This is a genomic window from Exiguobacterium sp. s166, assembly GCF_018618855.1.
GTDB lineage: Bacteria > Bacillota > Bacilli > Exiguobacteriales > Exiguobacteriaceae > Exiguobacterium_A.
Window position 1 is genome coordinate 329,519 of sequence record NZ_JACSMU010000002.1, and the last position, 12,657, is coordinate 342,175.

Genomic DNA, 12,657 nt, shown 5'->3' on the forward strand with positions numbered 1-12,657 from the left:
CGACCTTTCCGCAGATTGAAAGGTCGCTTCCATAAAAATTGTTCTTATTTTAAGTTGAGCACTGTTACTTTATCGCGTGTCATCGAAGCGAGGCTTCGTCCGACACCCTGTACACCAAGACCCGATGATTTTACACCGATGAATGGGAAATGATCGGGACCACGTTCCGTCCGACCGTTAATTTGGACAGAACCCGTTTCAAGCGCATCGGCGACACTGAATGCTGCGTCGATGTTTTCCGTGAAGACACTTGCTTGAAGACCGTATTCCGATTCGTTCGCATAGGCAATCATTTCCTCGACCGAGTTGACACGGATGACGGGTAAGACCGGTCCGAATGGTTCTTCCCATGCAATCCGCATATCGCGTGTCACGTGGTCAAACAGTGTCGGCTCAATCAGGTTCGCCGTCCGGTTTCCGCCTGTAACGAGCGTTGCCCCTTTTTCTTTTGCATCTGTAATCAATCCTTCGACGAAATCAGCTGATTTCGCATCGATCAACGGGACGACAACACTTTCGTCTTCCGGCGAACCGACTGTCAATTTCGCGATCCGGGCAGACAATTCTGCGACAAGCGCATCCGCCTGTTCTTCAAGAACAAATACTCGTTTGATGGCTGTGCAACGTTGTCCGGAATACGAAAACGCACCGCTGATGATGTGATCTGCCGCTAGCGAGAGATCCGCATCCTCAAGAACGAGGGCCGGGTCTTTCCCGCCAAGTTCGAGAACGAGTGGAATCATCGCGGATTGACGTGACAAGTGTTGTCCTGTTGCTGTACCACCTGTAAAAGTAATCATGTTGATGCCCGGATGCGCTGTCAAATAATCTCCGATGACTGAACCGCGTCCTGTCACGAGGTTAACAAGACCTGACGGCAATCCTGCCGCGACAAGTGCTTCAACCATCAACGTACCACTGATTGAACCTTGTGTTGCCGGTTTGAAGACGACGGCGTTTCCTGTCATCAAAGCCGGTGCAAGTTTCGCAGCCGCAAGATTGACTGGATAGTTAAACGGTGAAATCGCCAGTACGACGCCGAGCGGTGCTTTTTTAATGATTGCGATTTTTTTAGCACTTCCACCCGGGAATGAGTCTCCTTGCATCATTTGACCGTCAAAACGAAGGCCTTCTTCTGCTGTATAACGGATGATTTCCGCCGTCCGTTTGACTTCTTTGATTCCGTCAGCAAGCCCTTTACCAACTTCACGCATGATGACTCTACCAATTTCGTCCGCACGTTTTTCTAACTCCGTTGCCCAGGCATGAAGCAATTCGGCCCGTTTGTTGGCAGGGACTTTCGCCCACTGCGCTTGTGCTGTTTTAGCAGACGAAATAGCCCGGTCTACTTCTGATTTTGTCATCGCTTGAACGCGACCGACTGTATCTTCTTTATAAGGGGAAGAAATTTCAATGGTTTCATTGGATTCACTTTCCTGCCATTGCCCGTCTAATAAGTATGTGTATGTTGTTGCTGTAGTCATTCCACTCGACCTCCATTTATTTTTTCTCTCTCACTTCAGTGTGTGGCTGCATAGCCTATTGTAATCAATTGGTCAGACAAATGCCAAACTTTTTGCTTAACATAAAATGAAAGCGATTTCAATAACTTTTTTATTCTTTTTGATGTGGAAGAATCGCTTCTTTCTGCCGATAACTAGTCAGAAGTGCAGTGCAGGATGGAAAGGGGCTCAATTACGTGTACAATCAACACGATATTTTATTAGAAGCTGGAACAAATGAATTGGAAATCGTTATTTTTCATTGCGGACCGTATACGTTCGGCATCAATGTCATGAAAGTCCGGGAAATCATCGTTCCGTTACCGATGACACCATTACCCGGAACACCGGACGCCGTCAAAGGGTTGATCGAGCTTCGGGGTGAAGTCATGACGGTCATCGATTTACCGACTGTCATTGGTGTGGCCCACGAAGAAACAACGGATGATCGCTTGATCATCTGTGAGTTTAACGGCGAGAAGAGTGTCCTCCGTGTCGATTCCGTAACGGAAATCCGTCGTATTTCATGGGAACAGATTGATACACCAAACGAACTTGCCCGCGGCATCGAAGGATTGACGAATGGTGTCGTCAAGACGGGAGACAAGATGATTATCTTGCTTGATTATGAGAAAATTGCGCTGGAACTTTCCCGCAAAGACATCTTTGCCCGCGAAGAAGGCCGCCGTGTTTCACCCCGCAACCGGTCGAACAAAACGATTTGGATTGCGGAAGATTCGGAAATGCTCCGGACTCTCATTATTGAAACGCTGGAGGAAGCCGGTTATCATGGCTTGAAATGGTTCATCAATGGTAAAGATGCATTGGACGCGTTTGAGGCAGGCAGCGACTGCGATCTCTTGATTACCGACATCGAGATGCCGAAGATGGATGGACTGCATTTGACGAAACGATTGCGTGAAGATGATCGTTATGCGGAGTTACCAATCGTCGTCTTCTCATCCTTGATTTCGGATGACCTCCGTCATAAAGGCGAATCTGTCGGTGTGAACGCACAGATTACAAAACCAGAAATCGGTCGACTGATTGAAACCGTCGATACATACGTGCTCTGACTAATAGTTTCCTAAACAAATAACCGTCTCCTGACTAATCAGGAAACGGTTATTTGTTTAGACGTATTTTATTAAACGAAATCACTGTTTTTTCCGAGAAATACATTCAGCCAAATTTTTCTGAAATCTACCATGCAGTCTTCAATCCGGGTCAAAACACCGGCCGCATTCTCGACTGAGCCTGTCTCCGCCTCTTTTTCCAGCAATTCAAAGTCATCCGCTAAGTCATCCGCCGCAACGGAATAGGAGGCACCCTTAAGTAAATGAGCTAATTTTTCCGTCTGTTCGGCATCGTTTGCTTCGACCGCATCCTTCAATTCCGGAAACTTCCGATCAAACTGGGCAATATACGTCTCACCGATTTTTTGCAAGAATACATCATCACCGCCTGCAATCAGACGTAGTTCTTCTAACTTCTTTTCATTAAAAAAAGGCATCTTTTCCCCTCCTCTTTTCTATATTATCACTATTCGTTTTAAAAAAAAATCTGAGAATCATTTACACGGTCGATATAGTATTCCTATAATAAAAAAGTGAAGAGCAGGAGGGATAGACAATGTTGACGATTTATCGAAGTGATGTGACGGGGGCAGTCAACGAAATTCAGGAGTTTACGAAAGGTTCCTGGATTCATCTTGTCAATCCGACAAAAGACGAAGCCGATCAAGTCATCGCTGCTACGAAAATTCCTGAGGATTTTATTTATGACCCACTTGATGTCGAGGAAAAACCTCGTTTCGAGAAAGATGATGAAGGTTTGTTGATGATTGTCGACGTTCCTTACATTGAAGAAGAATCATCCGGACGCCGTTACAATACGATTCCACTCGGTATCATCGTGACGTCAAGACACTTCATCACCGTCTGTTCGCAACAGTTGGATGTCCTGACGTTATTCTCAAGCGGAAAACTCCGCGCGTTCCGGACGAATTACCGTTCCCGATTCGTCTTTCAAATCTTATATAAAGTCAGTTCTTCGTATCTCCGGTTCCTGCGGCAAATCGACCGCCGGATGGATGAGCTCGAGGAAGAATTACAACGTTCGATGCGAAATCAAGAAATTTTCCAATTAATGAATTTACAAAAATCACTTGTGTATTTCATGACTTCCTTGAAGTCAAACGACGGAGTACTCGACCGGATCATCAAAACACCGAGTCTTGAAAAACACGAAGACGATGAAGACCTGCTCGAAGATGTGTTCGTTGAACACCGCCAGGCCATGGAAATGGCCCAAATCTATAAAGATATTATCAGCTCAACGATGGATACGTTTGGTTCCGTCATCTCAAACAATGTCAACTTCGTCATGAAGTTTCTCGCGTCGATCACGATTGTCATCTCGATCCCGACCATGATTTCCGGAATGTTCGGGATGAACGTTCATGTGCCGTGGGAAGGCGAAGTCATGGGCTTTTGGATTGTCTTCGGCATGATGATTTTCTTCTCTGGCTTAGCCGCCTTTATTTTATGGCGCCGCCGTTTCTTTTAGTGCGTATGAATGGATGGACAAAAAACCACTTACTTTTGAATGCCTTAGCCTAGAAACGCGTGTTGAGACGACTGTCTCTTCGGCCCTCTACCTAAGTCCATCAAAAGGAAAGTGGTTTTTTTGCAGATTAGTTGATTTCGATGGTCACGAGACATAAATCGTCCGCATCATCACTTTGATCCGGTTGAATCAATTGATGAATCGCCGGTCCCTGTTCCTGAATCAATTCACGAATCGCACTGATTCCTTCATCGATTCCCTTACTGTACAATTCCATGAAGCCATCTGTATACAAGTAGACACAACCTGGCGAAACGAGGTCAATCGTCTGGCTCGTATACTCAGAATCTTCGAACATCCCGACTGGTAATCCCGTATTTTCAAGCGGAATGATTTGATTCCCCATCCGCAGCAAGCCCGGTGGATGCCCGGCATTTGCATAACTGAGTTTCATCTCATCCAGTTCGATGTACAAGTACACGGCCGTAAAGTAAATTTCTGTTTCATCGCCCGGGAACAGGCGGCTCATCTGTTTGTTTAATTCCTCGAGAACTTTCGCCGGATCTCCGATGCGGTGCACGAGTTCAAATAAAATCGAACTCATTCCCATCGTAATCAACGCAGACGATACACCGTGTCCCATGACATCAAATAAAATGATTCCGTATTTTTTCGGCGAAATCCGGTACCAGGCATACATATCGCCTGCCAGCTTTTTCGACGGAATGTATGTCGCCATGATCCGGATGTCTTCGTCCTCGATGTTTGCACTTAACACGCTTTGCTGAAGCTTTTGTGCTAAATCAAAGTCTTCCTGCAAGACTTTTTCGTAGCGCTTTCGGGCGTCAATCGCCTGTTTGAGCGACATCGCATTTCGGACACGGGCGAGCAGTTCCGTTTTCCGAATCGGTTTCGTCGTGTAATCGGAAGCACCGGCATCAAGTCCGTCTGCAATATCTTCCTCATTCGATCGACCTGATACGATGACGATCGGTAACTCATCCAGGCCAAACCGTTTACGAATCAGACGTGTCGCATCAATGCCACTGATTCCAGGCATTTCGACGTCAAGTAATACAACGTCCAGTGTTTCAATGAACAACGGATCTTCCATCAGCTCTAGCGCTTCTTCCCCGCTCATCGCCTTGACCACATCGTATCCTTCATTTTCAAGCAATCGTTCTAAAATCATCAAATTCGTAAACTCATCATCTACGACCAGTATACTCATGTCGTCACCTCGCTCTATCCACATATTCATTGAAAATAGTTTAGCATACAATTTACATTTTCGTTTAGACGAAAGCTGCTTTTTCCGTCATACTATAGAAGAATGAAAGGGGGAATGGATCATGTGGCTTTATGTCGTCTCCATTCTAATCATTGTCTTCGTCTTAGTCGCTTCAATCCTCGTGATTTCAAAGGGTTACGGCTATAAAGGCAACAAGGATGACATCGAAATCGATTACGATGAAATCAACCGTAAATTAACTGAAAAGCACGATGACAAGCACCGGCCGTAACACCATCAAATCGTCTCAGACCATCATATCATTGGATGGTCTTTTTGTTGTATTACAAATGCATGTTTTTAGTTGTGAGATAAGGGTATATTCCTATCATGGTGTCAAATCATACTTTAAGGGAGTGTCAATCATGCAACCAAACTTACCAAACGATCCTCATGCTGTACATGCCGAAAATCCGAATCGCCAGTTCGATCAGGAAACTTCATCTGGTCGTCAAGTCAGTTTACTTACAGGAATGCTGCTAGGTGCAGTCGTCGGCGGTCTTCTGACGTTACTCAGCTCATCTAGCCGTCAAAATACGAAACAAAGCCTGCGCGGTGCTAAAGACTCTGTCTCAACGCTCGCTTCATCGATTAAAGAAGATCCGTCAGGCAAAGCATCACAAGTCATCAACCAAGTGAAAAGCGCTTCAAGCATCATCCAGGAAGTCGCATCCGACGTCCAAAACGTGTATGACAAAGTCAACACGGAGCTTGATACCGTCAAGACTGATGCGTCGTCCGTCAAAGATACGGTCACTGAAGCTAAAGGAGATCTCAACTCGATCAGCAGTAAAGTCGTTGAAGCGAAAGATGTGGCACTCGGAAAAGAGGAGGCGCCTCCTGAGCACCAACCGAACAACACGCAACACGATGATTCGAAACAAGATCAGTCACAGCAAAATAAATAATTTAATGAAACCTTTCCGGGACAATCCGGGAAGGTTTTTTTTCATTGGAAGTATTTTACGACAATCGCAACACGTTCCCGCATTCCGTAACGCAAGACGCCAGACAGTGGTGTCTCAGCCGGAACGGCGTCGGTCTTTAAGTCCATCTGTTCCGCCTCTTTTCGGGCACGGTACAAATGGAAGTCCGACGTCACGATCGAGACACGGTTTTCCGATTCCGGTAACAGTCGTTTTGAAAACGTCAGATTTTCAGTCGTCGATGTCGATTGATCTTCCAGCAACAACCGTTCTTCACTGATTCCACCTTGAAGCATTCCCCGTCGCATCGCTTCCGCTTCCGAAATCGCTTCTCCGTCCCCTTGTCCTCCGCTTAAGATGAATGTTGTATCCGGAAATTGTTTTCCGTACCGGACAGCTGCCTCAATCCGGTTGCTTAAAATCAACGAGGGTTTCTCCCCTTTGACACCGGCTCCAAGCACGATGACGTAAGGATGTTTTCCGTTCGCAAGCGGTCGTTCCCCCTTTGCGACGAACCAACCGATACTGAACCAGAATACGGTGAGCAATAAGAGTAATCCAAGACCGGTTTTATAAAAACGGCGTATGATATGTTTAACTGTATTCTTCATAATTATGTCCCCTCAGTGGTAAGATCCTGCTGTCTTTTTATCACCTCTTTCTATACGCCTCACCACTCAAAAGGTTTCAACTCGTTTTCTCAGCAAAAAGAGCGACACTTCCGCAAAAAATCGGTGTGTCGCTCTTCCTTATCTGCCTGACATTAATTTCCCCAAATTGATGTCACGTATTCCGGGTGATCGATAAACGGATTCCGGTTTTTCTGCCACTTCTCAAAGATGATATCGTTTCGTCTGATTTCCGTCGCATCGACCGGATCAAGTTTGTTCCATGCTTTTAGCGTCGACAATTTGCCATGAAGTGGATTCGTGCCGTTGCTGACGTTTTCTGATGCTTCTAAATCAATTTCACCGCCGCCTTCATAGCGTACTGCCATGTAGAAGATCATGCGTGCGATATCGCCTTTGACACGTGTCGGTGGTTCCCATGAATCGCTGTCGCGGTAGCAGTCACACCCGGCATACTTCGTTCCGCCGTTATCAAAATCAAGATTCCCCCGTGCGCTGTTGACGACGACGTCTTCTGCCCGAAGATGATGCAGATCTGTTCCCGGTCCGTTGCTTGTTCCAAAATCACCGTGCGACTTTGCCCAGACATGCTCCCGGTTCCATTGACCGACGTTCCCACCATTACTGCTCTTGGCAATCGATTTACCCGTGTAAAGTTCGATGACATTATTTGCATTGTTCGGATCTTGATCCGTTTCCTTCAGAGCAGTCCAAACCGTATCGTATGATACTTGCGTATGGTTATCGATGATATCGTGCAGTGAGGCTTTTAATGCTGCTCCTGTCTTACCCGACGCTGGTAGGTAGTACGCGTCGATTGTCGATTGTGACGTGACCATCTGAGGTCCGGCAACGATTTTCGTTGGTTCTGTTTTAGCGATGACTGGTGTAAACGAAATTGACCCGAGTGCAAGTGCAGCGACAAGCGCCCCGCTGATTTTCGACTTCCAATTCATACTGTGTTTCCCCCTTGGTTACATATGTATGTGCTCGTCTTACCTCCTCATTTTTACACCTCCTTTCGCATCTGAGAAGCTGGACAAAAGACCTTAAAATCCCTCGAACTAAACTGAATCAAAATTCATTCAGTTATTCAAGAGTCCGATGGTCCTGTTTTTTTCTTGAGAACAGGTCAACCGGCTGATTATTCTTCTCCACAAAAAATATTCCAGGTTCAAAAGTCACGAAAACAAGATGTTCAGAAATAAACGCCACGGTTGATACAGCAACTTTCAAGACTTGATATACTATAAATGCAAACGCTTTCATAAAATTATAGGAGGTCTTTTCATGAAACAAAAACGCTTGATTGTCGCGACACTCGCGACCGCTACTTTTTTAGCGCCACTTGTGCAACCGATTGCAGTAGGGGCAACGGCAGATAACGGCACGATGATGCAGTATTTTGAATGGTATGTTCCGAATGACGGCAACCACTGGAACCGCCTCGGCAGTGATTCAACAAAACTCGATCAACTCGGGATCACCTCCGTCTGGATACCCCCCGCTTACAAAGGGACGACCCAAAACGATGTCGGATACGGCGCTTATGATTTATACGATCTCGGGGAATTTAATCAAAAAGGAACCGTCCGGACGAAATATGGAACGAAAGCTCAACTGAAAACAGCAATCAGCCAACTACATACAGCCGGCATCGATGTATATGGCGATGTCGTCATGAATCATAAAGGCGGCGCCGATTTCACAGAAGCCGTGACAGCGGTCGAAGTGAGTGGCAGCAACCGCAATCAGGAAATCTCGGGGGATTACCAGATTCAAGCCTGGACCGGTTTTGATTTCGCGGCGCGAAACAATACGTATTCGAACTTTAAGTGGAAATGGTATCACTTTGACGGAACGGACTGGGATCAATCCCGTTCGAAAAGTGCCATCTACAAATTCCGCGGGACCGGAAAAGCATGGGATACTGACGTCTCGACCGAAAATGGAAACTATGACTACTTGATGTATGCGGATATCGATTTCGATCATCCGGAAGTTCAGCAGGAAATGAAGAACTGGGGCAAATGGTACGTCAATGAACTGGGTCTCGACGGATTCCGCCTTGATGCCGTCAAACACATCAAACACGGTTATCTCGCAGACTGGCTCGCGAACGTCCGTCAGACGACCGGAAAGCCGTTATTCACGGTTGCTGAATACTGGCAAAATGATCTCGGCACTTTGCAAAACTATTTGAGCCGAACGAACTATCAGCAATCGGTCTTTGATGCTCCGCTCCACTATAAGTTCGAGCAGGCGAGTAAAGGCGGCGGCTACTATGACATGCGGACAATTTTCGACGGCACACTCGTCAAGACGAATCCGGTTCAAGCCGTCACACTTGTTGAGAATCATGATTCCCAGCCGGGGCAATCACTTGAGTCGACCGTACAATCGTGGTTCAAACCGCTTGCTTACGCCATGATTTTGACGCGTGAACAAGGATATCCGTCGGTCTTCTACGGCGATTACTACGGAACAAAGGGCACGTCGAACCGTGAAATCCCGGCGCTTGCCTCAAAAATCGATCCGCTGTTAAAAGCGCGAAAAGACTTTGCCTTCGGAAAACAAAACGATTATCTCGATAACGCCGACGTCATCGGCTGGACCCGTGAAGGTGTGACGGATCGTACAAAATCAGGTCTTGCGACGATTTTGTCGGACGGTCCGGGCGGCAGTAAATGGATGTACGTCGGGACACAAAACAAAGGCGAAGTCTGGACGGACATCACCGGCAACAACACGGCTTCCGTCACGATCAATCAGGACGGTTACGGTCAATTCTTCGTGAACGGCGGCTCGGTTTCTGTCTACCGCCAGCAATAAGTTCAAAAAAAAACCGGTTGTTCACAGGACGTTTCCGTCCACTGAACAACCGGTTTCTTTTTATTCGGCGAGTCCGATGCTGCTGCGGACATGTTCGTCCTGTTCGATTGCTTCCAGTAAAAAGTGAGCGACATCTGCCCGGTTGATTTGTTTTGCCTGCTCCGGGACCCCGCTCTCTGTTTGGCGATACAAGCCGGTCAACGGACCGTTCATCAGACGAAGCGGCCGGGCGACCGTATAGGCGACGTCCGCCTGTTTCAACAGTTCAATCGCCTGCCGGTGATCCTTTAAGGGATTTTTTAGAATCTGTTGAGCAAGTAACCCCTGAGCACCGGGCAGTTCCTGGTCGACTCCCGCAGAAGCGACGTATCCGATCCGTTCGACCCCGTTCACCTTCATCGCATTCACGATTCGCAAGAGGCTCCGTTCTAAAAATCCACTGTATGCGAGACTCTCGGTCCCTAAGGCCGTCAATACTGCCTCTTGTCCCTGCATCGCTTGATTCACTGCGTCCTGGTTAAGTACGTCTCCTTCCATGACACGCAGTTTCTCGTCCGTCAACTCGAGTTTGTCTGCATTACGGACGAATGCCGTCACCGTATGTCCATGGGCAATCGCCTGTTTGACCAACTCCTGCCCGGTTTGTCCGGTTGCTCCGAAAATAATCAGTTTCATAAAAATGGCCTCCCTTTATCTGTTCTTTTACTCATGTACCCTTCCCTTTCAGTCAGTAATCGTCTGGCATTTTATAGTGAATCAGAAATAGTTTCTTCTTGTTTTCGATTTGTGCTAAAATTCAGTTAATAATATTGGGTATTTTTTCCTTAAGTTGCTTTGTTTCTTAAATCCTTTTCAAAACGGCTGTTTGAAGTTCATTCCACTAGACGGAGGCGTACATATTGAAATTACAACAATTAAAAGACCAGCTCAATACGATCTATCTCGGAAAGTCTGATGTCATCGATTTGTGTTTAACGGCATTGATCGCCGAAGGTCATATCCTCCTTGAAGATGTACCGGGTACCGGAAAAACGATGCTCGCTAAAGCCCTGGCCAACAGTTTCGACAGTGCCTTCTCCCGGATTCAGTTCACGGCCGACCTGCTGCCGTCTGACGTCATCGGTTCCGACTTCTTTAACATGAAAACCCAGGAGTTTGAGAATAAGCGCGGTCCTCTGTTTGCGAACATCGTTTTGATTGACGAAATCAACCGGGCTGTTCCGCGGACCCAGTCTGCTTTGCTCGAAGCGATGGAAGAGCGTCAAGTCTCAATCGGCGGGACAACGTACCAGATGCCGGCTCCGTTTTTTGTCATCGCCACGCAAAATCCAATTGAATCCGCCGGAACCTTCCCGCTTCCGGATGCCCAGCTCGACCGCTTCATGGTGGCGATTGAAGTCGGATATCCTGATCTTGAACACGAACGCCAACTGTTGAACGAAGTATTGGCGAACGTCCGGAAACAAGCCATCGGTATCGCGACAGGCGGCGACTTGATTACATGGCAGGAAGAAGCACGGCGCGTTCATGCGTCTCAGGATGTACTCGATTATCTATTGTCGATCGTCCAGGCAACCCGTCACCATGCTCTCGTCGAAGTCGGCGTCAGTCCCCGTGGTGCGATTGCTTTACTTCGGGCATCACAAAGTTATGCCTTCCTCAACGGACGCGATTTCATCATTCCGGAAGACATCAAATACTTGGCGAAACATGTCTTGTCCCATCGTTTAATGTTAACGCTTGAAGGCGGCATCAAAACGACGAAAGCCGATTTATTACTGCATCTGCTTGATGACATTCCGGTCCCGGTTGAAATGGGGTGATGTCATGCACATCGAACGTTCGGTTCCATTTTGGCTGGAACGCCGGCTCTTTTCCGTTTATGTCATTTTAACGTTCGTTTTCTTATTCATCCCGGGATTGTCCTTACTCGGTTTTTTATTCGCAGCAATCGCCACCGTTCACTACGTTGTCGGGCAGACTGAAAAACAATTGAAGCGCGACGTTGCCTTGGAATGGAAACATTACGAACCGCTGATGTTTAATCAGGAGTCGACTGCGTTGCGTTTGCAGCTGTTCGGTCTTGAAGCCCTTGAAAAATTAGGACTGAAGACCACCCTTCGGCTGCACACGGATAACGGTCTCATTTTCCCTGACATGGATCCGCTCCACCCGCATACGTATCATGCCGTCATCGGATCGGACGAACAAATTGAAATCCCGATTCAGGCGATGCGGCGGGGACCGGCGCATTTTGACGAACTCAACCTGACAATCCGGCTGCCGTGGCGGATGGGCGTGTATCTGTTTACCTTTGATGCATTTCCTCATTTCACGGTCTTACCTTCGCTGACGGCACAGGCGACACCACTCCTGTTGCATCGGCTTCGGATCGGGGATCGTGCCGACCGGTACTCTCCACTGAAAAATAAGCTCGTTCAACTGGGGGCAAAACCGTATACGGCTGAGCCGTCGAAAGAAATCGACTGGTATGCGACAGCCAAGACCGGCCGTCTGCAGACCAAGGTCTTTGAGACGAGCAATCAGGATACGTTCAGCCTCGCCTTGAATCTGTCCGGACCAAGCGGTTACGGACTGCATACGAACTTTGAGACGTTCATTGATCAGACAGCGTTTCTCGCAAGTGAGCTGATTAAAGAAGGCTGTAAAGTTGAACTGTTTTTAAACCATCTCGACGCAAACAACCGGATGACCCATTTAAAGCTTCAGGAAGGGCAGCCTCAACTGAAACAAATCCTGTTGACGTTATCGACCCTGTCGACGCGGGACACCTATATTCCAACCGGTCAATTCGAACGGTACGTCACACGTCGAAAACACCGAAATAGCCAATTGATTCAAATTGGTAATGATCATATTCAAGCTATCGGTTAAACCGTACTTGCAGG

The 12,657-nt window shown here is 47.2% G+C and carries 13 protein-coding genes; 7 read left to right on the top strand and 6 right to left on the bottom strand.

Going from position 1 to position 12,657, the window contains the following annotated elements; translation table 11 throughout:
• Positions 1–44: 44 nt before the first annotated feature.
• Positions 45–1,484 (bottom strand): NADP-dependent glyceraldehyde-3-phosphate dehydrogenase, encoded by a 1,440-nt coding sequence (locus KNP93_RS06105; RefSeq protein ID WP_214853927.1) that lies wholly within the window; start codon positions 1,482–1,484, stop codon positions 45–47.
• Between the two features lie 215 nt (positions 1,485–1,699).
• Here KNP93_RS06105 and KNP93_RS06110 point away from each other — a divergent pair, with 215 nt between their 5' ends.
• Positions 1,700–2,578, top strand: a complete 879-nt coding sequence (locus KNP93_RS06110; protein WP_131503052.1) for a chemotaxis protein CheV — start codon at positions 1,700–1,702, stop codon at positions 2,576–2,578.
• 71 nt (positions 2,579–2,649) lie between these two features.
• On the opposite strand, the gene KNP93_RS06115 is transcribed toward KNP93_RS06110, so the two are convergent.
• A complete protein-coding gene (locus tag KNP93_RS06115; protein WP_188005281.1) occupies positions 2,650–3,015 on the bottom strand; it encodes an Hpt domain-containing protein in 366 nt (121 codons plus the stop codon).
• A gap of 119 nt (positions 3,016–3,134) precedes the next feature.
• Here KNP93_RS06115 and KNP93_RS06120 point away from each other — a divergent pair, with 119 nt between their 5' ends.
• Positions 3,135–4,070: a magnesium transporter CorA family protein gene (locus KNP93_RS06120; RefSeq protein ID WP_131503054.1), complete on the top strand. Its 936-nt coding sequence runs from the start codon at positions 3,135–3,137 to the stop codon at positions 4,068–4,070.
• 127 nt (positions 4,071–4,197) lie between these two features.
• On the opposite strand, the gene KNP93_RS06125 is transcribed toward KNP93_RS06120, so the two are convergent.
• Positions 4,198–5,301, bottom strand: a complete 1,104-nt coding sequence (locus KNP93_RS06125; RefSeq protein WP_131973148.1) for a PP2C family protein-serine/threonine phosphatase — start codon at positions 5,299–5,301, stop codon at positions 4,198–4,200.
• Positions 5,302–5,422: 121 nt separating this feature from the next.
• On the opposite strand from KNP93_RS06125, the gene ytzI reads away from it, so the two are divergent.
• Positions 5,423–5,593, top strand: coding sequence for a YtzI protein (ytzI, locus tag KNP93_RS06130; protein ID WP_131503056.1), 171 nt, complete (start codon positions 5,423–5,425; stop codon positions 5,591–5,593).
• 133 nt (positions 5,594–5,726) lie between these two features.
• Positions 5,727–6,269 (top strand): hypothetical protein, encoded by a 543-nt coding sequence (locus KNP93_RS06135; RefSeq protein ID WP_131973149.1) that lies wholly within the window; start codon positions 5,727–5,729, stop codon positions 6,267–6,269.
• Between the two features lie 41 nt (positions 6,270–6,310).
• Here KNP93_RS06135 and KNP93_RS06140 read toward each other — a convergent pair whose 3' ends face one another.
• Positions 6,311–6,898, bottom strand: a complete 588-nt coding sequence (locus KNP93_RS06140; protein ID WP_131503059.1) for a YdcF family protein — start codon at positions 6,896–6,898, stop codon at positions 6,311–6,313.
• Between the two features lie 152 nt (positions 6,899–7,050).
• Positions 7,051–7,872, bottom strand: coding sequence for an endonuclease I family protein (locus KNP93_RS06145; protein ID WP_131503061.1), 822 nt, complete (start codon positions 7,870–7,872; stop codon positions 7,051–7,053).
• Positions 7,873–8,206: 334 nt separating this feature from the next.
• Here KNP93_RS06145 and amyS point away from each other — a divergent pair, with 334 nt between their 5' ends.
• The gene (amyS, locus tag KNP93_RS06150; RefSeq protein WP_131503062.1) at positions 8,207–9,748 is read left to right on the top strand and encodes an alpha-amylase; all 1,542 of its coding nucleotides are present in this window, start codon (positions 8,207–8,209) and stop codon (positions 9,746–9,748) included.
• Between the two features lie 60 nt (positions 9,749–9,808).
• On the opposite strand, the gene KNP93_RS06155 is transcribed toward amyS, so the two are convergent.
• On the bottom strand, positions 9,809–10,423 hold the full coding sequence (locus KNP93_RS06155) for an NAD(P)-dependent oxidoreductase (RefSeq protein WP_131973150.1): 615 nt from the start codon (positions 10,421–10,423) through the stop codon (positions 9,809–9,811).
• 224 nt (positions 10,424–10,647) lie between these two features.
• Here KNP93_RS06155 and KNP93_RS06160 point away from each other — a divergent pair, with 224 nt between their 5' ends.
• Together KNP93_RS06160 and KNP93_RS06165 are read left to right on the top strand one after the other, a co-directional pair.
• Positions 10,648–11,571 (top strand): AAA family ATPase, encoded by a 924-nt coding sequence (locus tag KNP93_RS06160; protein WP_131503065.1) that lies wholly within the window; start codon positions 10,648–10,650, stop codon positions 11,569–11,571.
• 4 nt (positions 11,572–11,575) lie between these two features.
• Complete coding sequence (locus KNP93_RS06165; RefSeq protein WP_188005280.1) at positions 11,576–12,643, top strand: DUF58 domain-containing protein; 1,068 nt, start codon at positions 11,576–11,578, stop codon at positions 12,641–12,643.
• The last annotated feature ends 14 nt before the right edge of the window (positions 12,644–12,657 follow it).

Excerpts from the sequence above, each read along its gene's own strand:
- KNP93_RS06105 (WP_214853927.1), bottom strand. The coding sequence starts at position 1,484 with ATGACTACAGCAACAACATACACATACTTATTAGACGGGCAATGGCAG.
- KNP93_RS06115 (WP_188005281.1), bottom strand. The coding sequence starts at position 3,015 with ATGCCTTTTTTTAATGAAAAGAAGTTAGAAGAACTACGTCTGATTGCA.
- KNP93_RS06120 (WP_131503054.1), top strand. The coding sequence starts at position 3,135 with ATGTTGACGATTTATCGAAGTGATGTGACGGGGGCAGTCAACGAAATT.
- KNP93_RS06125 (WP_131973148.1), bottom strand. The coding sequence starts at position 5,301 with ATGAGTATACTGGTCGTAGATGATGAGTTTACGAATTTGATGATTTTA.
- ytzI (WP_131503056.1), top strand. The coding sequence starts at position 5,423 with ATGTGGCTTTATGTCGTCTCCATTCTAATCATTGTCTTCGTCTTAGTC.
- KNP93_RS06135 (WP_131973149.1), top strand. The coding sequence starts at position 5,727 with ATGCAACCAAACTTACCAAACGATCCTCATGCTGTACATGCCGAAAAT.
- KNP93_RS06140 (WP_131503059.1), bottom strand. The coding sequence starts at position 6,898 with ATGAAGAATACAGTTAAACATATCATACGCCGTTTTTATAAAACCGGT.
- KNP93_RS06145 (WP_131503061.1), bottom strand. The coding sequence starts at position 7,872 with ATGAATTGGAAGTCGAAAATCAGCGGGGCGCTTGTCGCTGCACTTGCA.
- amyS (WP_131503062.1), top strand. The coding sequence starts at position 8,207 with ATGAAACAAAAACGCTTGATTGTCGCGACACTCGCGACCGCTACTTTT.
- KNP93_RS06155 (WP_131973150.1), bottom strand. The coding sequence starts at position 10,423 with ATGAAACTGATTATTTTCGGAGCAACCGGACAAACCGGGCAGGAGTTG.
- KNP93_RS06165 (WP_188005280.1), top strand. The coding sequence starts at position 11,576 with ATGCACATCGAACGTTCGGTTCCATTTTGGCTGGAACGCCGGCTCTTT.